General features: G+C 62.3%; 17 protein-coding genes, 1 tRNA gene and 1 pseudogene. 14 read left to right on the top strand and 5 right to left on the bottom strand.

What is annotated here, in order from left to right:
• The 5 genes and pseudogenes from ACSR1C_RS12670 to ACSR1C_RS12650 form a co-directional block, all read right to left on the bottom strand.
• Nucleotides 1-121: pseudogene (locus tag ACSR1C_RS12670) on the bottom strand (electron transfer flavoprotein subunit beta/FixA family protein); the annotation flags it as partial.
• Between the two features lie 152 nt (nt 122-273).
• Nucleotides 274-846 carry a cob(I)yrinic acid a,c-diamide adenosyltransferase gene (locus ACSR1C_RS12665; protein ID WP_460259737.1) on the bottom strand — a complete coding sequence of 191 codons (573 nt, stop codon included), beginning with the start codon at nt 844-846 and terminating at the stop codon, nt 274-276.
• Nucleotides 847-856: 10 nt separating this feature from the next.
• Nucleotides 857-1,057: a twin transmembrane helix small protein gene (locus ACSR1C_RS12660; RefSeq protein WP_460259736.1), complete on the bottom strand. Its 201-nt coding sequence runs from the start codon at nt 1,055-1,057 to the stop codon at nt 857-859.
• Between the two features lie 69 nt (nt 1,058-1,126).
• Entirely contained in the window at nt 1,127-1,957 is an 831-nt protein-coding gene (locus ACSR1C_RS12655) for an SDR family NAD(P)-dependent oxidoreductase (protein ID WP_460259735.1), read from the bottom strand.
• A gap of 66 nt (nt 1,958-2,023) precedes the next feature.
• Nucleotides 2,024-2,614: an SH3 domain-containing protein gene (locus tag ACSR1C_RS12650; protein ID WP_460259734.1), complete on the bottom strand. Its 591-nt coding sequence runs from the start codon at nt 2,612-2,614 to the stop codon at nt 2,024-2,026.
• 139 nt (nt 2,615-2,753) lie between these two features.
• Between ACSR1C_RS12650 and ACSR1C_RS12645 the strand changes: the two genes are divergently transcribed.
• The 14 genes from ACSR1C_RS12645 (at nt 2,754) to rpoC (ending at nt 20,931) form a co-directional block, all read left to right on the top strand.
• The gene (locus tag ACSR1C_RS12645) at nt 2,754-5,060 is read left to right on the top strand and encodes a DNA topoisomerase IV subunit A (protein WP_460259733.1); all 2,307 of its coding nucleotides are present in this window, start codon (nt 2,754-2,756) and stop codon (nt 5,058-5,060) included.
• A 69-nt stretch (nt 5,061-5,129) separates the two neighbouring features.
• A complete protein-coding gene (locus tag ACSR1C_RS12640) occupies nt 5,130-5,807 on the top strand; it encodes a hypothetical protein (protein ID WP_460259732.1) in 678 nt (225 codons plus the stop codon).
• Nucleotides 5,808-5,895: 88 nt separating this feature from the next.
• Complete coding sequence (gene tuf / locus ACSR1C_RS12635) at nt 5,896-7,071, top strand: elongation factor Tu (protein WP_460259731.1); 1,176 nt, start codon at nt 5,896-5,898, stop codon at nt 7,069-7,071.
• 121 nt (nt 7,072-7,192) lie between these two features.
• On the top strand, nt 7,193-7,816 hold the full coding sequence (locus ACSR1C_RS12630; RefSeq protein ID WP_460259730.1) for a hypothetical protein: 624 nt from the start codon (nt 7,193-7,195) through the stop codon (nt 7,814-7,816).
• Between the two features lie 74 nt (nt 7,817-7,890).
• Nucleotides 7,891-7,966 (top strand) — tRNA-Trp (locus ACSR1C_RS12625).
• Nucleotides 7,967-8,146: 180 nt separating this feature from the next.
• Entirely contained in the window at nt 8,147-8,344 is a 198-nt protein-coding gene (gene secE / locus ACSR1C_RS12620) for a preprotein translocase subunit SecE (RefSeq protein WP_460259729.1), read from the top strand.
• Nucleotides 8,345-8,530: 186 nt separating this feature from the next.
• Nucleotides 8,531-9,064: a transcription termination/antitermination protein NusG gene (gene nusG / locus ACSR1C_RS12615; protein WP_460259728.1), complete on the top strand. Its 534-nt coding sequence runs from the start codon at nt 8,531-8,533 to the stop codon at nt 9,062-9,064.
• A gap of 103 nt (nt 9,065-9,167) precedes the next feature.
• Nucleotides 9,168-9,596: a 50S ribosomal protein L11 gene (gene rplK, locus ACSR1C_RS12610; RefSeq protein WP_460259727.1), complete on the top strand. Its 429-nt coding sequence runs from the start codon at nt 9,168-9,170 to the stop codon at nt 9,594-9,596.
• 5 nt (nt 9,597-9,601) lie between these two features.
• A complete protein-coding gene (gene rplA, locus ACSR1C_RS12605) occupies nt 9,602-10,303 on the top strand; it encodes a 50S ribosomal protein L1 (protein WP_460259726.1) in 702 nt (233 codons plus the stop codon).
• 240 nt (nt 10,304-10,543) lie between these two features.
• A complete protein-coding gene (gene rplJ, locus ACSR1C_RS12600; RefSeq protein WP_460259725.1) occupies nt 10,544-11,062 on the top strand; it encodes a 50S ribosomal protein L10 in 519 nt (172 codons plus the stop codon).
• Nucleotides 11,063-11,131: 69 nt separating this feature from the next.
• On the top strand, nt 11,132-11,512 hold the full coding sequence (gene rplL, locus ACSR1C_RS12595; protein WP_460259724.1) for a 50S ribosomal protein L7/L12: 381 nt from the start codon (nt 11,132-11,134) through the stop codon (nt 11,510-11,512).
• 239 nt (nt 11,513-11,751) lie between these two features.
• On the top strand, nt 11,752-15,885 hold the full coding sequence (gene rpoB / locus ACSR1C_RS12590; protein WP_460259723.1) for a DNA-directed RNA polymerase subunit beta: 4,134 nt from the start codon (nt 11,752-11,754) through the stop codon (nt 15,883-15,885).
• Nucleotides 15,882-16,661: a sulfotransferase family protein gene (locus ACSR1C_RS12585; RefSeq protein WP_460259722.1), complete on the top strand. Its 780-nt coding sequence runs from the start codon at nt 15,882-15,884 to the stop codon at nt 16,659-16,661. Before rpoB ends, ACSR1C_RS12585 begins: the two co-directional genes overlap by 4 nt.
• Nucleotides 16,662-16,683: 22 nt before the next feature.
• A complete protein-coding gene (gene rpoC / locus ACSR1C_RS12580; protein WP_460259721.1) occupies nt 16,684-20,931 on the top strand; it encodes a DNA-directed RNA polymerase subunit beta' in 4,248 nt (1,415 codons plus the stop codon).
• Nucleotides 20,932-21,003: the final 72 nt, after the last annotated feature.

The raw sequence follows: 21,003 nt of genomic DNA, 5'->3' as shown, positions 1-21,003 counted from the left end.
TCTCGTCAAACGGGTTCATCGACATCTTCACATTCGCAAGATCAACGCCGCCGCCATCCGCCTTAACACGAACCTTGACGTTATAGTCGATCACACGTTTGACAGGTACAAGCACCTTCATATGCGGGGTCTCCTTGGGTCTTGATCAAACTTTGCGGCTTTTGTTATCGCCTCTGTGAATGGGAAAACAGCGTAAAATCGACAAGATGCAAAATTTCGATGAAACGTCGCGATCTTTTCAGATGTTTCGCTGCCGCTGCGGGCATGCGCGGGCTACCGGTTTGCGCCCGGCACCCACAGCACATCGCCCCGGCCACCGTCATTGGCGATGCGGGCCGCAACAAAGAACCAGTCGGACAGCCGGTTGAGGTACTTTACCGCCGCCGGATTGACCGGCTCCACCGCCGCCAGTTCGACCGCCAGGCGTTCGGCCCGGCGTGACACGGTGCGGCACAGATGCAGATGTGCGGCCAGCGGCGAGCCGCCGGGCAGGATGAAGCTGCGCAGCGGTTCCAGCCCCTTGTTCATCGCGTCGATCTCTGTTTCCAGCCGGGCCACCTGTGCATCGGTGACGCGCAGCGGCGGGTATTCGGCAGCCTCGTCCTGTTCCATCGCGGGGCGGCACAGGTCGGCGCCCAGATCGAACAGATCGTTCTGGATCGCGGCAAGCTGTGCATCCATTTCGCCCTTTGCATGAAGGCGCGCAAGGCCCAGGGTGGCGTTCGCCTCGTCCACCGTGCCATAGGCGGTGACGCGGGCCGAATGCTTGGCCACGCGCGTGCCGTCGCCCAGCGCGGTTTCACCCTGATCGCCGGTGCGGGTGTAGATTTTGTTCAGAACGACCATGGCGGGCCCCTTACATGCGACGCAGGTAGACAAACAGCAGGATCAGCGCCACCGCCACGGCCTGCGCGATGATGCGGTAGCGCATCAGGCGGTTGGCGTGTTTGCGGTTGAACTCGCCGCCCTTGGCGAAGCTGCCGATGCCCAGCAACAGGATCAGCACCACCACCAGACAGGCGGCGGCAACGACGATGAACAGCGGATCTTCCAGCATGGCATGTCCTTTCACTGGTTCCGGACATAGCGGCCCGCCGCGCAAAAGCGAACCGGTATTTCGCCGCAGTCAGGCCCGGGCCAGCACCCAGTCCAGAACCCGGGTGGGCAACAGCCGTCGCAGCAGGTTGGTCACATAGGTCGGTGTAGTGACGTAATAGCGCGGGCTGGGGCGGGGGGCGTCCAGTGCGCGAATCAGCTTTTTCGTGACCGCCGACGGGGGCAGTTCGAACGTATCCTTGCCCCGGCTTTCGTAAAGGCGTTTCAGCAAGGTGGCCTCGTATTGCGCGGCGCGGGGCGAGGCGCGCCAGTCGATCCATTTCTCGAAATGCGGGATCGAGTTGACGCGGATTTTCGAGGTGACCGGCCCGGGCTCGATCAGGATCACCTTGATCGGCGTGTCGCGCATTTCCAGCCGCAGCGTGTCGGTCAGACCCTCCATCGCGAATTTGGTAGAGGTATAAGCGCCGCGCCATTTCAGTGCGGCAAAGCCCAGGACGGAAGAGCAGTTGACGATTCGTCCATGGCCCTGCGCCCGCATCGCCGGGATCACATGGCGGGTCAGGTCGTGCGGGCCGAACAGGTTGGCCTCGTAAATTTCGCGTAAGGCGTCGCGCGGCAGATCCTCGACCGCGCCGGGGCAGGCGAAGGCGCCGTTGTTGAACACCGCGCCCAGCGTGCCGCCGGTGCGCGACAGGGCCTCGGCCACCGCGGCCTTGATGCTGGCCGGGTCGGCATAGTCCAGAACGAAGCTTTCCAGCCCTTCGTCGCGCAGGCGGGCGCAGTCCTGTTCCTGGCGGCAGGTCGCGAAGACGCGCCAGCCGTGGCGTTGCAGCCCATGTGCCGCGTCATGGCCGATGCCCGAGGAACAGCCGGTGATAAGGATGGATTTGTCGCCCATGGACCTGCCTGTGCTTGCCTGTTTGCGCGCAGGCTAGGGCATTGCGGCAGGGGCCACAATCGGCCCTCAGGACGCGGGTGTGATGAACCGGGCGGACATGAAGCCGCGCAGCCCGGTTGCGGCCACTTCCAACTCGACCCAGCCAGTGCCGGTGCGGTTCAGGACGATCACGCCGGTGCCGCCCGTCAGGCTGCCCAGAACCGCGTCGTCGGTCGAGGGACCCGCGCGCAGATTGACCCGGGCGCCGGTCACGGTGGCAGTGGCCTGCGGCCGGTCCGGCGTGGCCACGGGGGTGGATGCGTCCGCGGGCACATAGCCGCGCGGCGCGTCGCTGCTGGTGACATGCACCATCGGCGCGGCGTTGTCTTGGGTAAAGCTGACCGGCGCGATTTCGGCGGTGACGGGGGCGTGGTGGAGGATGGGCTTGGCCGTCGGTTCCAGCCGCGGCCTGGCCGCCGGGGCCGGGGCGGCAACGGCGACGGGTGCCTCTTCTGTGGCGGCGGCAAGTGTGATCTTCGCGGCGGATCCCGGAACCGACAGCGCCTGTGCGGCGGGCCGCATGTTGAAGCTGGCCACCTGAACCGGCGCGCGCGGCTCGCTTGCAATTGTCAGCACAAGGCCGATCCCTGCCAGCAGCAGGACTATCATCCGAAACATCGCACTTCCCCAAGTGTCACTTTATACAGAGACACAACACTACAGGGACGGGACGGTTCCGATGTCCGGGAAAAATCCGGCCTCGTTCCCCCTATCTGCGTGCTTGTGGCGGGTCGCGCGCGCGGCTATCACCAGACCTATGAATGACGCGACCGACGACCCCAAGATCGAGCCTTCCAACCTATCCGAACCCCTGCGCCGAGCAATTGGCGAGCGGTATCTGACCTATGCGCTGTCCACGATCATGGACCGCGCGCTGCCCGATGCGCGCGACGGGCTGAAGCCGGTTCACCGGCGAATTCTGTATGCGATGCGCGAATTGCGGCTGGCCTCGACCGGCGGTTTCCGCAAATCCGCCAAGATCAGCGGCGATGTGATGGGTAACTATCACCCGCATGGCGACGCTGCGATTTACGATGCCATGGCGCGGCTGGCGCAGGATTTCAACGTGCGCTATCCGCTGGTCGACGGGCAGGGCAATTTCGGCAATATCGACGGCGATAACCCGGCCGCCAGCCGATATACCGAGGCGCGGCTGACCGCGGCGGCCGAGGCCCTGATGGAAGGGCTGGCCGAAAACGCGGTGGATTTTCGCGACAATTACGACGGCACCCTGACCGAGCCCGTGGTGCTGCCGGCGTCTTTTCCCAACCTCCTGGCCAACGGGTCCAGCGGCATCGCGGTGGGCATGGCCACCAACATCCCGCCGCATAATATCGAAGAGCTGATCAATGCCTGCCTCTATCTGATCAAGTCGCCCAATGCCCGCGACGAGACCCTGATCGAGCATATCCCCGGCCCCGATTTCCCCACCGGCGGCGTGATCGTCGAGCCACGCGAGAATGTGCAGGAGGCGTACCGCACCGGGCGCGGCAGCTTCCGCCTGCGCGCGAAATGGGAGGTCGAGGATCTGGGCCGTGGCCAATGGCAGATCATCGTGAGCGAGATCCCGTATCAGGTGCCGAAGTCGCGCCTGATCGAGAAATTGGCCGAGTTGATCCAGACCAAGAAAATCCCGATCTTCGGCGATGTGCGCGACGAATCCGCCGATGACGTGCGGCTGGTGATCGAACCCAAGACGCGCAATGTGGACCCCGAGATGCTGATGGGGATGCTGTTTCGCAACTCGGACCTCGAAGTGCGGTTCAGCCTGAACATGAACGTGCTGATCGACGGGCGCCAGCCGAAGGTCTGTAGCCTGAAAGAGGTGCTGCGCGCCTTTCTGGATCATCGGCGCGAGGTGTTGCTGCGGCGCAGCCAGCATCGGCTGGAAAAGATCGACCACCGGCTTGAAGTGCTGGAAGGCTTCCTGATCGCCTTCCTCAATCTCGACCGGGTGATCGACATCATCCGCTATGATGACGAGCCCAAGGCGGCGCTGATGCGCGAGGATTGGGGCAAGGACCACGTCCGCGCCAACTCGGAAAAGGATTATGTGTCGCCCGCCACGGGCGGCGCGGGCGAGTTGACCGAGGTGCAGGCCGAGGCGATCCTGAACATGCGGTTGCGGTCCCTGCGCCGTCTGGAAGAGCTGGAACTGATCAGCGAGCGCGACGCGCTGATGGAAGAGCGCGCCGGGCTGGAGGATCTGCTGGAAAACGATTCTGTCCAGTGGGACAGCATCGCCACCCAGCTGCGCGAAACCCGGGCGAAATTCGGCAAGAAGACCGAGGGTGGCGCGCGGCGCACCCGCTTTGCCGAGGCCGGCGAGGTCGAAGAGGTGCCGCTGGAAGCGATGATCGAGCGCGAGCCGATCACCGTCGTCTGTTCGAAAATGGGCTGGATCCGCGCGATGAAGGGGCACATGGCCCTCGACAGCGCGCTGAAGTTCAAGGATGGCGACGAGGGGCGGTTCGTCTTCCACGCCGAAACCACCGACAAGCTGTTGCTGTGCGGCACCAACGGGCGGTTCTATACGCTGCCCGCGTCGCAATTGCCCGGTGGGCGCGGCATGGGTGAACCGGTACGCCTGATGGTCGATCTGCCCAACGAGGCCGATATCGTCGATCTGTTCATCCACCGGCCCGGCACAAAGCTGCTGGTGGCCTCCAGCGCCGGGGACGGGTTCGTGGTGCCCGCCGATGACGTGATCGCCCAGACCCGGACCGGCAGGCAGGTGCTGAACGTGCGCGGCGATGTGGTGGCGCGGGTCTGCCGGTTCGTGACCGGCGATCATGTGGCCTGCGTGGGCGAGAACCGCAAGGTTCTGGTCTTCGCGCTGGACGAGCTGCCCGAAATGGCGCGCGGCAAGGGCGTGCGGCTGCAGAAATACAAGGATGGCGGATTGTCGGACGCCATCAGCTTTGTTCTGGCCGAGGGGCTGTCGTGGAAAGACCCCGCCGGGCGCACCCGCACCGAATCCGAACTGGCCGAATGGCTGGGCAAACGCGCGGGGACCGGCCGCATGGCGCCGCGCGGCTTCCCCCGTGACAACCGCTTTACCTGACCGGGGCCGCGTTGCGCCGCATCGCCGGCTGCGGTATCGACACACTGTTTTATCTTGCCGGGGGCATTCATGCAGCGACTGATATCGATGGTTCGACGTGTGGCCGGGCTTGTGGGGGTTGCTGTCCTGTCGGCCTGCGCGTCCAGCGACGATCTGGCCGAACCGCCGGTGCCGCTGGGTGATTTCGCCATGGGCTACAACATCGTCGTGGCCGACAATGCAGAGGTGATCCCGCCTTCGCGCAAGGCGACGCCCGAGGAATGGGAGGCGGCGCTGAAAAAGCAGATCGGCCTGCGGTTCGGGCGGTATGAGGGCGAAAAGCTGTATCATATCGCGGTCAGCGTCGACGGATTCGCGCTGGCCATTCCCGGCATTCCGGTGCTGGTCTCGCCGAAATCCGCACTGGTGATGTCGGTCAATATCTGGGACGACGCGGCGGGCGCAAAGCTGACCGAAAAGCCCAAGCAGATGACGGTGCTGGAAAGCGTCACGGGCGGGACGGTGATCGGATCGGGCTATACCAAGTCGCGCGAAGAGCAGATGGAAAACCTGGCCCAGAACGCTGCCAAGCAGATTGAACGCTGGATGGTGGAAAACCGGGCCGCGTGGTTCGGCGAGATGGCCGAGTTGCCCGAAGGCGAAGAGGGCGTAATCCCGCCAGAGGGCGCTGCCGCGCAGCCGGATGAAATCGCCGCCATCGGCCCCGAAGACACGGGCGCCCCGGCGCTGGCTGAAACCACCAACTGACGCTTGATTTCTCCCTTCGCAGACAATAATTAGCGCGCGATGTTGAATCGGGCCGCGGATAGCCCCCTAATCAATGAGGCGCCACGATATGGCTAAGGAAAAGTTTGAGCGTAACAAGCCGCATGTAAACATCGGCACGATCGGCCATGTTGACCATGGCAAGACGACGCTGACGGCGGCGATCACGAAGTATTTCGGCGACTTCAAGGCGTATGACCAGATCGACGGCGCGCCGGAAGAGAAGGCGCGGGGGATCACGATCTCGACGGCGCATGTGGAATACGAGACCGACACGCGGCACTATGCGCACGTGGACTGCCCCGGCCACGCGGACTATGTGAAGAACATGATCACGGGCGCGGCGCAGATGGACGGCGCGATCCTGGTTGTGAACGCCGCCGACGGCCCGATGCCGCAAACGCGCGAGCACATCCTGCTGGGCCGTCAGGTGGGCATCCCCTACATGGTCGTGTTCATGAACAAGGTCGATCAGGTCGACGACGAAGAGCTGCTTGAACTGGTCGAGATGGAGATCCGCGAGCTTCTGTCGTCCTACGACTATCCGGGCGACGACATTCCGATCATCATGGGCTCGGCGCTGGCGGCGCTGGAAGGCCGCGATCCCGAGATCGGCGAGAACAAGATCCGCGAACTGATGGCGGCTGTTGACGACTACATCCCGACCCCGGCCCGGGCGGTGGACAAGCCGTTCCTGATGCCGATCGAGGACGTGTTCTCGATTTCGGGTCGCGGCACGGTTGTGACCGGCCGGATCGAGCGTGGCGTTGTGAACGTGGGCGACGAGCTGGAAATCGTTGGCATCAACGACACCAAGAAGACGACCTGTACCGGTGTCGAGATGTTCCGCAAGCTGCTGGACCGCGGCGAGGCGGGCGACAACATCGGCGCGCTGCTGCGCGGGATCGACCGTGAAGGCGTCGAGCGCGGCCAGGTGCTGTGCAAGCCGGGTTCGGTGACGCCGCACACGAAGTTCGAGGCCGAGGCCTATATCCTGACCAAGGACGAAGGTGGCCGTCACACGCCGTTCTTCGCGAACTACCGTCCGCAGTTCTACTTCCGCACGACGGACGTGACCGGGACGGTGACGCTGCCTGAGGGCACCGAGATGGTGATGCCGGGCGACAACCTGAAGTTCGAGGTCGAGCTGATCGCGCCGATCGCGATGGAAGACGGCCTGCGCTTCGCCATCCGCGAAGGCGGCCGTACCGTCGGCGCCGGCGTCGTCTCCAAGATCATCGAGTAATTAAGACCCGGAAAACTTATGCGAAGGGCCGCCCGTTGGGGCGGCCCTTTTTTCATGCCGCTGTTACAAGAATCTGGATCCGTCGGTTTCTGACTTGGTTTGCACAAAAACAGGTGGGGGCATGGAATTTTTTCGAATCGAGATTTCGGAACAGGCTGAACGGCTTGATTACAGCGCGTTGACGGACGAAGAGAGGGGCACCTTGTTTCAGGGCCTGGTCCACAACCCGGCGACCCATGACATTTTTCGCATTCTGATGTCGCCCGTCCAGCGCCCGGCGCACCCCACCTGGAGCGACCGCCAAAAGCGCCGCAAGCGGTATGATCTGGTGGACCGCATTCTGGTGGAAATGCAGCCCGAGTCCCGGGATATCAGGATCGCGGGAATCTATCCGACCTCTATCGCGGCGGACGGGTCGTCGGAGTTTGACTTCGAGGCCGAAGCCGGCGCAAAGATCCTGGAAGTTGCCGATGCCCGGCTCCGCTTTTCCGGGCCGATCAAGAACTGGTGGCGCAAGCGGCGCCCGCTTGTGGTGGCACAGCGGACGGATCGCGTTGCCCAGTGGGTTTACAGCCGCGACTGGATCACCAGGGGCAGCCAGTGTCAGGGGGAACTGTTGTGCGAAGTGCCCAAATCGCTGACGGGCGCGGCGCGCAGTATCCAATGCTACGCGGATTTCAAGGATAGCGGCGGGCGCGCGGTCGAACGGTCGACACGACGGGTAAGGGTACCGGACCCGGTTTGAACATTCGGGGCGCAGTTCGTTTCGTTACGCTCTTGATTCCTGCCGCGCAGTGACGTAATCGGTCACTCGGCCTTAGGGGTTTAGCTCAGTTGGTAGAGCATCGGTCTCCAAAACCGAGGGTCGTGGGTTCGAGTCCCCCAACCCCTGCCAGGCCTTTCCGCAAGGGACACAAACCGCCACCCGTGGCTTTGGCCGCGCTGCGCTTTGCGTCCGGCGGACATGGCCTGCCCGCACCGTTGATGCCCGAGGCGTGACATACCGGGTGCGGGGTTGAATTCACCCGTGCGAAGGCGTATCTGCAGCCCGTTCACAGGAAGGTCGAGACGACAGATGGCGAAAGCGAATCCTCTTCAGTTCATCCAGCAGACCCGCGCGGAGATTTCCAAGGTCGTCTGGCCGACCCGGCGCGAAACGCTGCTGACCACCGCGATGGTGTTCACCCTTGCGGCACTGGCGGCGATCTTCTTTTCCCTGGTGGATATGCTGATCCGCTTCGGGATTACCGGGCTCCTGCAGTTCTTCGGCTGACATCTTTTTCGTGATCGCGCCCTTGAAAAGCGGGGGTAAGGCCGGTAATGCGGGCGCACCTTCGGAAACCGGCGTGCAGCGATTCGGGTTGCGCGCTGTTTTTCGTTTCGGCGAGAAGCGGGTTAACCGTTTGGAATTATTAGAATTTTCGGCGGAAACGTCGATAAAGGCGAGGTAACAGGCAAGATGGCGAAGCGGTGGTATTCGGTGAGCGTGCTCTCGAATTTCGAAAAAAAGATCGCCGAGCAGATCAAGACTGCCGTTGCTGAGAATGGTCTTGAGGACGAGATCGAGGAAGTTCTGGTGCCCACCGAAGAGGTGATCGAGGTGCGCCGGGGCAAGAAGGTGACGACCGAACGGCGGTTCATGCCCGGCTATGTGCTGGTGCGGATGGAAATGTCGGACAAGGGCTATCACCTGATCAACTCGATCAATCGCGTGACCGGGTTTCTGGGGCCGCAGGGCCGCCCGATGCCGATGCGCGATGCCGAGGTGAATGCGATCCTCAACCGTGTTGAGGAAGGCGTCGAGGCGCCGCGCTCGCTGATCGTCTATCAGATCGGCGAGAAGGTGAATGTGACCGACGGCCCGTTCGAGGGGTTCTCGGGGATGGTCGAGGATGTTGATGAGGGAAATCAGCGCCTCAAGGTGACCGTTTCGATTTTTGGCCGGGCGACCCCGGTCGAGCTGGAATTCACGCAGGTTTCGAAAGAAGTCTGAGTGCTGTGTGGGAGGTGAGCGGGCGCGCCCGTGACACCGGACCACTAAACCGATGCGCCGCCCTCGCGTGGGTCAGGCGTGGTGAAAAGAAGGAGAAGGCCAGATGGCCAAGAAGCTCGTAGGCAAGATGAAGCTGCAGGTGAAAGCCGGGCAGGCCAACCCGTCCCCCCCCGTGGGGCCGGCGCTGGGTCAGCGCGGTATCAACATCATGGAATTCTGCAAGGCGTTCAACGCCAAGACGCAGGATCTGGAGCCGGGTGCGCCGTGCCCGACCGTAATCACCTATTACCAGGACAAGTCCTTCACTATGGATATCAAGACGCCGCCCGCGTCTTATTTCCTGAAAAAGGCCGCCAAGCTGAAATCCGGCTCCAACACGCCCGGTCGCGCGGTTGCCGGTTCGGTCAGCGTGGCACAGGTGAAAGAGATCGCCGAAGCCAAGATGAAGGATCTGAACGCCAACGATATCGAAGCGGCGATGCAGATCATTCTGGGCTCCGCCCGGTCCATGGGCATCGAGGTGAAGGGGTAATCGGTATGGCTAAGTATGGTAAACGGACGCGCGCTGCGCGTGAGGCCTTCGCTGGCAAGGCGGAACTGTCGGTGGAAGAGGCCGTTGCGCTGGTCAAGGGCAACGCCAAATCGAAATTCGACGAAACCGTCGAGATCGCCCTGAACCTGGGCGTCGACCCCCGTCACGCGGACCAGATGGTGCGCGGCGTGGTGGCGCTGCCGAACGGTACCGGCAAAACGGTGCGTGTCGCCGTCTTCGCCCGTGGCCCGAAGGCCGAAGAAGCACAGAAAGCCGGGGCCGACATCGTCGGTGCCGAGGATCTGATGGAAATCATCCAAGGCGGCACGATCGATTTCGATCGTTGCATCGCGACCCCGGACATGATGCCGATCGTCGGCCGCCTGGGCAAGATTCTGGGCCCGCGCAACCTGATGCCGAACCCGAAGGTCGGCACGGTGACCATGGATGTGGCGACCGCCGTTGCTGCCGCCAAGGGTGGCGAGGTCCAGTTCAAGGCCGAAAAGGCCGGTGTGGTCCATGCCGGTGTCGGCAAGGCGTCGTTCGACGAAGCCAAGCTGGCGGAAAACATCCGCGCCTTTGTCGGTGCTGTCAGCAAAGCCCGGCCCACGGGCGCGAAGGGGACCTATATGAAAAAGGTCTCGCTGAGCTCGACCATGGGCCCCGGCGTGTCGATCAATGTGGTTTCGGCCACCGGAAACGACTGATAGAGATTTGATCCCGGGTTACGATCCGGGATCAGATGGCAGGGCGGCAACGCCCTGTCCTGTCCGAGACGGAGGGTGCCCTTAGGGGCTTAATGTCCTTCCTGAGATGGGGAAACGAGACTGATTTCCGGGGTTATCCTCGGGTGATCTTGGCCTCGGGACCCATAAGGACCCGAACGCCGGAGCAATCCGGCAAAACTGAGCCGGGAGGCGTGAGCCTTCCAAATTTGGAGTAATACTGTGGATAGAGCCCAGAAAGAGAAATTGGTCGACGAGCTCGGCCAGATCTTCGAAAGCTCTGGCGTAGTTGTGGTTGCACACTACGCAGGTCTCACGGTTGCTGAGATGCAGGACCTGCGCGCGCAAATGCGTGAAGCGGGTGGGTCCGTACGCGTTGCCAAGAACAAGCTCGCCAAGATCGCCCTTGAAGGAAAGCCCTGCGCAAGCATCGGTGACCTTCTTTCGGGCATGACCGTACTCACCTTCTCGGAAGATCCCGTGGCTGCTGCCAAGGTCGCCGAGAAATACGCCAAGGACAACAGCAAGTTTGTCATCCTTGGCGGTGCAATGGGTGATACGGCTCTGGATCCGGCCGGTGTGAAAGCCGTGGCCTCGATGCCGTCCCGCGAGGAGCTTATCGCTTCCATCGTGGGCTGTATCGGTGCCCCTGCGTCGAACATCGCCGGTGCCATTGGCGCGCCTGCTTCGAACATCGCAAGCATCCTCTCGACGATCGAGGAGCGCGCGGAAGCCGCTTAAGCAACATGGGACCTGTGTGGGGTTGAACTTCCCTGCGTTGGAACACATCTGAAAGAACGGAAACCTGAAATGGCTGATCTGAAAAAACTTGCTGAAGAGATCGTTGGTCTGACGCTTCTCGAAGCCCAGGAACTGAAAACCATCCTGAAAGACGAATACGGCATCGAGCCGGCTGCCGGTGGCGCCGTCATGATGGCGGGCCCTGCTGGCGATGCCGGCGGTGCCGCTGCTGAAGAGCAGACCGAATTTGACGTGATCCTGAAAGCCGCTGGCGGTCAGAAAATCGCCGTCATCAAAGAAGTCCGCGCCATCACCGGCCTGGGCCTGAAAGAAGCCAAAGAACTGGTCGAAGCTGGCGGCAAAGCCGTCAAGGAAGCCTGCTCCAAGGACGAAGCCGAAGAGATCAAAGGCAAACTCGAAGCGGCTGGCGCCGAAGTCGAGCTCAAGTAATCGGTTGCGGCCCCGACCGCGATCACATGAAAAGGCTGGGTCCGAGGAATTTCGGGCCCAGCCGAACCTGTCTTAGCAAGGGCTTATGCCCGAGCCCTTTCTAAGGCGCGGTTCAAGGTTCGGGAGCAGCCGGTGGGACGGCTTGCAGGAATGGGACCTGACCCCCTTCATTCGTGAGCGGCGCGCAGCCGGAGCCCGACGGCATGCGCAAACGCGACAGACGAAAGGTGAATACGCACATGGCGCAGACGTTTGTAGGCCAGAAACGACTCCGCAAGTTCTACGGTAAAATCCGTGAAGTTATGGAAATGCCGAACCTCATCGAGGTTCAGAAATCTTCATATGATCTGTTCCTGAACTCTGGGGATCAGCCGCAGCCGACCGACGGCGACGGCATCCAGGGCGTGTTCCAGTCGGTATTCCCGATCAAGGATTTCAACGAGACCGCCGTGCTCGAGTTCGTGCGTTACGAGCTGGAAAAGCCGAAATACGACGTTGAGGAATGTCAGCAGCGTGACATGACCTACAGCGCGCCGCTGAAGGTGACGCTGCGCCTGATCGTGTTCGATGTCGACGAAGATACCGGCGCCAAGTCGGTCAAGGACATCAAGGAACAGGATGTCTTCATGGGCGACATGCCCCTGATGACGCAGAACGGGACGTTCGTCGTGAACGGCACCGAGCGGGTGATCGTTTCCCAGATGCACCGCTCGCCTGGCGTGTTCTTCGACCATGACAAGGGCAAGACCCATTCCAGCGGCAAGCTGCTGTTCGCCTGCCGGATCATCCCCTATCGCGGCTCCTGGCTGGATTTCGAATTCGACGCCAAGGACATCGTCTTTGCCCGGATCGACCGCCGCCGCAAGCTGCCTGTGACCACCCTGCTTTATGCGCTGGGGCTGGATCAGGAAGGCATCATGGATGCCTATTACGACACGATCGACTACCAGCTTGAGAAGAACAAGGGCTGGGTTACCAAGTTCTTCCCCGAGCGTGTGCGCGGCACCCGCCCGACCTATGATCTGGTCGATGCCGATACCGGCGAGGTGATTGCCGAAGCGACCAAGAAGATCACCCCGCGCGCCGTCAAGAAACTGATGGACGAGGGCAATGTCAGCAATCTTCTGGTGCCGTTCGATCAGATCATCGGAAAATATGTCGCCAAGGACATCATCAACGAAGAAACCGGCGCGATCTATGTCGAAGCCGGCGATGAGCTGACCTGGGAACTGGACAAGGCCGGCGAAGTGTCCGGCGGTTCGCTGAAAGAACTGCTGGATGCGGGGATCACCAACATCCCGGTTCTGGACATCGACAACATCAATGTCGGTCCCTACATCCGCAACACCATGGCCGTCGACAAGAACATGGGCCGCGACACCGCGCTGATGGACATCTACCGCGTGATGCGCCCGGGCGAGCCGCCCACCGTCGAGGCCGCAACCGCGCTGTTCGAGACGCTGTTCTTCGATTCCGAGCGTTATGACCTGTCTGCCGTGGGCCGCGTGAAGATGAACATGCGCCTGTCGCTCGATGCGCCCGACACGCAGCGCACCCTGCGCAGCGACGACATCATTTCGTGCATCAAGGCCCTGGTCGAGCTGCGCGATGGCAAGGGCGATATCGACGATATCGACCATCTGGGCAACCGCCGGGTCCGCTCGGTCGGCGAACTGATGGAAAACCAGTACCGCGTTGGCCTGCTGCGTATGGAGCGTGCGATCAAGGAACGCATGTCCAGCGTCGAGATCGACACGGTGATGCCGCAGGATCTGATCAACGCGAAACCGGCCGCGGCCGCCGTGCGTGAATTCTTCGGCTCGTCGCAGCTGTCGCAGTTCATGGACCAGACCAACCCGCTGTCGGAAGTCACCCACAAACGCCGCCTGTCGGCGCTTGGGCCGGGTGGTCTGACGCGCGAACGCGCAGGCTTTGAGGTGCGCGACGTGCACCCGACCCACTATGGCCGGATGTGCCCGATTGAAACGCCGGAAGGCCCGAACATCGGTCTGATCAACTCGCTGGCCACCTATGCCCGCGTGAACAAATACGGCTTTATCGAAACGCCTTATCGCAAGGTGACGGACGGCAAGGTGACCGATGACGTCAACTATATGTCCGCGACCGAGGAGCAGCGCCACACCATCGCGCAGGCCAACGCCAACCTCGACGAAGAGGGCCGGTTCATCAACGATCTGGTGTCGACCCGTCAGTCGGGCGACTACATGCTGGCACCGAAAGATACGGTCGATCTGATCGACGTGTCGCCGAAACAGCTGGTGTCGGTTGCGGCCTCGCTGATTCCGTTCCTGGAAAACGACGACGCCAACCGGGCCCTGATGGGGTCCAACATGCAACGTCAGGCGGTGCCGCTGCTGCAGGCGGACGCGCCGCTTGTGGGCACCGGTATCGAAGAGGTCGTGGCGCGCGATTCGGGTGCTGCGATCATGGCCAGGCGTGGCGGGATCATCGACCAGGTGGATGCCACCCGGATCGTTGTGCGCGCCACCGAGGATCTGGAACCGGGCGATCCGGGCGTCGACATCTACCGTCTGCGCAAGTTCCAGCGCTCGAACCAGAACACCTGCATCAACCAGCGTCCGCTGGTGAAGGTGGGCGATACGGTCGGCAAGAACGAGGTCATCGCCGATGGCCCCTCGACCGATATGGGCGAACTGGCACTGGGCAAGAACGTGGTCGTCGCGTTCATGCCGTGGAACGGCTACAACTACGAGGACTCGATCCTGATTTCCGAGCGGATCGCGCGCGATGACGTCTTTACCTCGATCCATATCGAGGAATTCGAGGTCGCCGCCCGTGACACCAAGCTTGGGCCGGAAGAGATCACCCGCGACATCCCGAACGTCGGCGAGGAAGCCCTGCGCAACCTCGATGAGGCCGGTATCGTCTATATCGGCGCCGATGTGGAGCCGGGCGACATTCTGGTCGGCAAGATCACCCCGAAGGGCGAAAGCCCGATGACGCCGGAGGAAAAACTCCTGCGCGCCATCTTCGGTGAGAAAGCCAGCGACGTGCGCGACACCTCGCTGCGGGTCAAGCCGGGCGATTTCGGCACGGTCGTGGAAGTGCGCGTCTTCAACCGCCACGGCGTGGAAAAAGACGAACGCGCGCTGCAGATCGAGCGTGAAGAGGTCGAGCGTCTGGCCCGTGACCGGGACGACGAAATGGTCATTCTGGAGCGCAACATCTATGCGCGTCTGAAGGGCATGATCCTGGGCAAGGTGGCTGTCAAAGGTCCGAAAGGCGTCAAGCCGGGTTCGGACATCACCGAAGATCTGCTGGGCATGTTGTCCAAGGGGCAGTGGTGGCAGCTGGCGCTGGGTGACGAGGCCGACGCGGCACAGGTCGAGGCGCTGAACGCGCAGTTCGACGCGCAGAAGCGCGCACTGGAGCACCGTTTCGAAGACAAGGTCGAGAAGGTGCGCCGGGGCGACGATCTGCCGCCGGGCGTGATGAAGATGGTCAAGGTCTTCGTCGCGGTGAAGCGCAAGCTTCAGCCGGGTGACAAGATGGCCGGCCGCCACGGCAACAAGGGCGTTATCTCGCGCGTTGTGCCGATGGAGGACATGCCCTTCTTGCAGGACGGGACGCCGGTCGACTTCTGTCTGAACCCGTTGGGTGTGCCGTCGCGGATGAACGTCGGTCAGATTCTGGAAACCCATATGGGTTGGGCCGCACGCGGTCTGGGGCTGAAGATCGACGATGCGTTGGGCGAGTTCAAACGCTCGGGCGATCTGACCCCGGTGCACGAGGCAATGCGCCTGGCCTATGGCGACGCGGCCTATGAAGAGGGCATCGCCGGCATGGAAGAAGCGCAGCTTCTGGAAGCCGCCGGGAACGTGACCCGCGGTGTGCCGATCGCGACGCCGGTTTTCGACGGTGCGAAAGAGGCGGATGTGAACGATGCGCTGCGGCGCGCCGGGTTCAGCGAATCCGGTCAGTCGATCCTGTTTGACGGTCGCACCGGCGAGCAGTTCGCGCGTCCGGTTACCGTCGGCGTGAAGTATCTGCTGAAGCTGCACCACCTGGTGGACGACAAGATCCACGCGCGGTCCACGGGCCCCTACAGCCTTGTCACGCAGCAGCCGTTGGGTGGTAAGGCCCAGTTCGGCGGCCAGCGTTTCGGGGAAATGGAGGTCTGGGCGCTGGAAGCCTACGGTGCCGCCTATACCCTGCAGGAGATGCTGACCGTCAAGTCGGACGACGTGGCGGGCCGGACCAAGGTCTACGAATCCATCGTCAAGGGCGAGGACAACTTCGAGGCCGGTGTGCCGGAAAGCTTCAACGTTCTGGTGAAGGAAGTTCGTGGCCTCGGCCTGAACATGGAACTGCTGGATGCGGAGGACGAATGAGCTTTATGTCTGAGATTCACATCTCGGCGGCTCAGGCGGAGGATGCCCGGCAGGGCAGCCGACGCTATGCCTTTGTGACCGGGTGCGCCAGAAGCGGGACAACAGCGTTGACCCGCCTTCTGAACAAGCACCCGGACATCTGCATCGGCTTCGAGCGTTTTTCGAAACTGCATCGGCGCAGGGAACTGACGCCGGCGCATTTCGAGCCAGGGCGCTTTCTGGATGTGGATGCCGGCGACACGCATTACCCGGAACTGACCGGCTTTCGCGCGTTTCATGCGCGAAAGATCGGTCAGGCCCGTGTGGTGGGGGACAAGTACCCGCAACTGCCGAACCGCTACAGATCCTTGTTTCGCGCGTTTCCCGAGGCCCGTGTCGTGTATATCCTGCGCGACCCGTTCTCGATCGCCGACAGTTTCGAACGTCGCGCCGGCAACCCCGACGATGGCTGGGCTGACGACCGCGGCTATATGGCCGCGATCGAGGAATGGAACGACAGTCTGAAGCGAACCGAAGCGATCGCGAAAAAGCGCCCGGATCAGGTGGGCATTTTCTGTTTCCACGATCTGATGATCGCGGGAACAAGCCTGCCCCGACTGTACCGCTTTCTGGGTGTGGATATCCCGGAAACCGACCAGCGCGATGACGATGTCGAACTGACCCCGCCGACGGAAGTGAACACCGCCCTGCGCAAGGCCGTGGCCGAGACCGCGAATTTTGCCACCTATCGCCGGCTTCTGACACAGGCCGCCGCCCAGGAAAAAAGTTTTACCTGACCCGCTCAGGAAAGGACCGATCATGAACCAGGAACTGACAACCAACCCGTTCAACCCGCTGACCCCGCCGAAGCAATTCGACGAGATCAAGGTCTCTCTGGCCTCGCCCGAGCGGATCCTCAGCTGGTCCTACGGCGAGATCAAGAAGCCCGAGACCATCAACTACCGCACGTTCAAGCCCGAGCGTGACGGTCTGTTCTGTGCCCGGATCTTCGGTCCGATCAAGGATTACGAATGCCTGTGCGGCAAGTACAAGCGCATGAAATATCGCGGCGTCGTCTGCGAGAAATGCGGCGTCGAGGTGACGCTGCAGAAGGTGCGCCGCGAACGGATGGGTCATATCGAACTGGCCGCCCCCGTCGCCCATATCTGGTTCCTGAAATCGCTGCCCTCGCGCATCGGCCTGATGCTGGACATGACCCTGCGCGATCTGGAGCGGGTCCTGTATTTTGAAAACTACGTGGTGATCGAGCCCGGCCTGACCGATCTGACCTATGGCCAGATGATGACCGAGGAAGAGTTCATGGACGCGCAGGACGCGTTCGGCATGGACGCCTTCACCGCCGGCATCGGCGCCGAGGCGATCCGCGAGATGCTGAGCCAGATCGATCTGGAGGCCGAGGCCGACCGTCTGCGCGAAGAGCTGAAGGAAGCCACCGGCGAGCTGAAGCCCAAGAAGATCATCAAGCGCCTGAAGGTGGTTGAAAGCTTCCTGGAATCCGGCAACCGCCCGGAATGGATGATCCTGACCGTCGTGCCGGTGATCCCGCCCGAGCTGCGCCCGCTGGTGCCGCTGGATGGTGGCCGGTTCGCCACCTCGGATTTGAACGATCTGTATCGCCGGGTGATCAACCGGAACAACCGCCTGAAGCGGCTGATCGAGCTGCGCGCGCCCGATATCATCGTGCGCAACGAAAAGCGGATGCTGCAGGAATCGGTGGACGCGCTGTTTGACAACGGTCGCCGTGGCCGCGTGATCACCGGCGCCAACAAGCGCCCGCTGAAATCGCTGTCCGACATGCTGAAGGGCAAGCAGGGCCGCTTCCGTCAGAACCTTTTGGGCAAGCGCGTCGACTTCTCGGGTCGGTCGGTCATCGTGACCGGGCCGGAACTGAAGCTGCATCAGTGCGGTCTGCCCAAGAAGATGGCGCTGGAGCTGTTCAAGCCGTTCATCTACAGCCGTCTTGAGGCCAAGGGCCTGTCTTCGACCGTCAAGCAAGCCAAGAAGCTGGTGGAAAAAGAGCGCCCCGAGGTCTGGGACATTCTGGACGAGGTGATCCGCGAACACCCGGTCATGCTGAACCGGGCGCCCACGCTGCACCGTCTGGGCATTCAGGCGTTCGAGCCCACGCTGATCGAAGGTAAGGCCATTCAACTGCACCCGCTGGTCTGCTCGGCCTTCAACGCCGACTTCGACGGCGACCAGATGGCTGTGCACGTTCCCCTGAGCCTTGAGGCCCAGCTGGAAGCGCGCGTTCTGATGATGTCCACCAACAACGTGCTGTCGCCCGCCAACGGCGCGCCGATCATCGTGCCGTCGCAGGATATGATCCTGGGCCTGTACTACATCACGCTGGCGCGCGAAGGGATGAAGGGCCAGGGTATGGTCTTTGGTTCGGTCGAAGAGATCGAACATGCCCTGACTGCGGGCGAGGTGCATCTGCACTCCAAGATCCAGGCCCGGGTCAAACAGATCGACGACGAGGGCAACGAGGTTTTCAAGCGGTTTGAAACCACGCCGGGCCGGGTGCGCCTGGGCGCGCTTTTGCCGTTGAACGCCAAGGCGCCGTTCGATCTGGTGAACCGTCTGCTGCGCAAGAAAGAGGTGCAGCAGGTCATCGACACCGTCTATCGCTATTGCGGCCAGAAAGAGAGCGTCATCTTCTGCGACCAGATCATGACCATGGGCTTCCGCGAAGCGTTCAAGGCCGGCATCTCCTTTGGCAAGGACGACATGCTGATCCCCGACAGCAAGTGGGAGATCGTCAATGGCGTGCGTGACCAGGTCAAGGAATTCGAACAGCAATACATGGACGGCCTGATCACCCAGGGTGAGAAATACAACAAGGTCGTCGATGCCTGGTCGAAATGCTCGGACGAGGTGGCAAGCGCGATGATGGACGAAATCTCGGCCGTGCGGGTGGATGACGCCGGCGCCGAGAAAGAGCCCAACAGCGTTTACATGATGTCGCATTCCGGCGCGCGGGGCTCGCCCGCGCAGATGAAGCAGCTTGGCGGTATGCGCGGCCTGATGGCCAAGCCATCGGGCGAGATCATCGAGACGCCGATCATCTCGAACTTCAAGGAAGGTCTGACCGTTCTTGAATACTTCAACTCGACCCACGGCGCCCGGAAGGGTCTGGCCGATACCGCGCTGAAAACCGCCAACTCGGGTTACCTGACCCGGCGTCTGGTGGACGTGGCGCAGGACTGCATCGTGCGGCAGCGCGACTGCGGCACCGATATGGCGATTACCGCCGAAGCGGCCGTGAACGACGGCGAGGTCGTGTCCTCGCTGGCGGAACGCCTGCTGGGCCGTGTCTCTGCCGAGGATGTTCTGCGCCCCGGCACCGACGAGGTGATCGTGTCGCGCAACGAGTTGATCGACGAGCGCAAGTCCGACGCGATCGAAAAAGCCGGGGTGGCGAGCGTGCGGATCCGCAGTCCGCTGACCTGCGAGGCCGAGGAAGGCGTCTGCGCCATGTGCTATGGCCGCGACCTTGCACGCGGCACGATGGTGAATACCGGCGAGGCCGTGGGCATCATCGCCGCACAGTCGATCGGCGAACCCGGCACGCAGCTGACGATGCGGACGTTCCACATCGGCGGTATCGCGCAGGGTGGCCAGCAGTCGTTCCAGGAAGCCAGCCAGGACGGCCGGATCGAGTTCCGCAATGCCAGCCTGCTGACCAATGCGGCGGGCGAGTTGATCGTCATGGGCCGGAACATGGTTCTGGCGATCATGGATGAAAACGGGGTTGAACGGGCCAGCCACAAGCTGGGCTACGGCACCAAGGTCCATGTGGCCGACGGCGCCATGGTCAAGCGCGGCGACAAGCTGTTCGAATGGGACCCCTATACCCTGCCGATCATCGCCGAAAAGGCGGGTGTCGCCAAATTCGTCGATCTGGTCTCGGGCATTTCCGTGCGCGAGGATACCGACGATGCGACGGGTATGACCCAGAAGATCGTGGCCGACTGGCGCGCCGCGCCGCGGGGCAACGATCTCAAGCCCGAGATCATCATCGTCGATCCGGCCACGGGCGAACCCGTTCGCACCGAGTCGGGCAACCCGGTGACCTATCCGATGTCGGTGGATGCCATTCTGTCGGTCGAGGAAAGCCAGGAGATCAAAGCCGGCGACGTGGTTGCGCGTATCCCGCGCGAGGGTGCCAAGACCAAGGACATCACCGGTGGTCTGCCGCGTGTGGCCGAACTGTTCGAAGCACGCCGCCCCAAGGATCACGCGATCATCGCCGAGATCGATGGTTACGTGCGCTTTGGCCGCGACTACAAGAACAAGCGCCGGATCACGATCGAGCCCAGCGACGAGACGATGGAACCCGTCGAATACATGGTGCCCAAGGGCAAGCACATTCCGGTTCAGGAAGGTGACTTCGTCCAGAAGGGCGACTATATCATGGACGGCAACCCGGCCCCGCACGACATTCTGGCGATCATGGGGGTCGAGGCCCTGGCCGATTACATGATCGACGAGGTGCAGGACGTCTACCGGCTGCAAGGCGTGAAGATCAACGACAAGCATATCGAAGTGATCGTGCGCCAGATGCTGCAGAAGTGGGAAATCCAGGACAGCGGCGATACCACGCTTCTGAAAGGCGAGAACGTGGACAAGGCCGAATTCGACGAAGCCAACGCAAAGGCGCTGTCGAAGGGTGGCCGCCCGGCGCAGGGCGAACCGATCCTGCTGGGGATCACCAAGGCGTCGTTGCAGACCCGTTCGTTCATCTCGGCCGCGTCGTTCCAGGAAACCACCCGGGTGCTGACCGAAGCGTCGGTTCAGGGCAAGCGCGACAAGCTGGTCGGCCTGAAAGAGAACGTCATCGTCGGCCGCCTGATCCCGGCGGGCACCGGTGGCGCGACGCAGCAGATGCGCAAGATTGCTGCCGAGCGTGACCAGAAGGTGATCGACGCACGTCAGGCCGAAGCCGAGGCCGCCGCGGCCCTGGCCGCACCGATGGACGATATCATTGGCGACGATGATTTCGGCAGCGGTCTGGTGGACACGCCCGAAAGCCGCGGCGAATAAGCCCACGCTTTCACGATCGATTGGAAACCCCCGCCCCCGTGGCGGGGGTTTTCGTCTGCCCGTCCGGCGGGG

The sequence above is a fragment of the Actibacterium sp. D185-2 genome, from assembly GCF_054954595.1.
Note: the sequence above shows the minus strand (reverse complement) of the source record. Positions and strands in the feature narration are given on the sequence as shown.

Coding starts and splice junctions, on each gene's coding strand:
- rpoC (WP_460259721.1), top strand. CDS start 16,684: ATGAACCAGGAACTGACAACCAACCCGTTCAACCCGCTGACCCCGCCG.
- ACSR1C_RS12630 (WP_460259730.1), top strand. CDS start 7,193: ATGGAATTTTTTCGAATCGAGATTTCGGAACAGGCTGAACGGCTTGAT.
- ACSR1C_RS12585 (WP_460259722.1), top strand. CDS start 15,882: ATGAGCTTTATGTCTGAGATTCACATCTCGGCGGCTCAGGCGGAGGAT.
- ACSR1C_RS12645 (WP_460259733.1), top strand. CDS start 2,754: ATGAATGACGCGACCGACGACCCCAAGATCGAGCCTTCCAACCTATCC.
- ACSR1C_RS12660 (WP_460259736.1), bottom strand. CDS start 1,057: ATGCTGGAAGATCCGCTGTTCATCGTCGTTGCCGCCGCCTGTCTGGTG.
- ACSR1C_RS12665 (WP_460259737.1), bottom strand. CDS start 846: ATGGTCGTTCTGAACAAAATCTACACCCGCACCGGCGATCAGGGTGAA.
- rplL (WP_460259724.1), top strand. CDS start 11,132: ATGGCTGATCTGAAAAAACTTGCTGAAGAGATCGTTGGTCTGACGCTT.
- ACSR1C_RS12655 (WP_460259735.1), bottom strand. CDS start 1,957: ATGGGCGACAAATCCATCCTTATCACCGGCTGTTCCTCGGGCATCGGC.
- nusG (WP_460259728.1), top strand. CDS start 8,531: ATGGCGAAGCGGTGGTATTCGGTGAGCGTGCTCTCGAATTTCGAAAAA.
- ACSR1C_RS12650 (WP_460259734.1), bottom strand. CDS start 2,614: ATGTTTCGGATGATAGTCCTGCTGCTGGCAGGGATCGGCCTTGTGCTG.
- rplA (WP_460259726.1), top strand. CDS start 9,602: ATGGCTAAGTATGGTAAACGGACGCGCGCTGCGCGTGAGGCCTTCGCT.
- rplK (WP_460259727.1), top strand. CDS start 9,168: ATGGCCAAGAAGCTCGTAGGCAAGATGAAGCTGCAGGTGAAAGCCGGG.
- secE (WP_460259729.1), top strand. CDS start 8,147: ATGGCGAAAGCGAATCCTCTTCAGTTCATCCAGCAGACCCGCGCGGAG.
- rpoB (WP_460259723.1), top strand. CDS start 11,752: ATGGCGCAGACGTTTGTAGGCCAGAAACGACTCCGCAAGTTCTACGGT.
- tuf (WP_460259731.1), top strand. CDS start 5,896: ATGGCTAAGGAAAAGTTTGAGCGTAACAAGCCGCATGTAAACATCGGC.
- ACSR1C_RS12640 (WP_460259732.1), top strand. CDS start 5,130: ATGCAGCGACTGATATCGATGGTTCGACGTGTGGCCGGGCTTGTGGGG.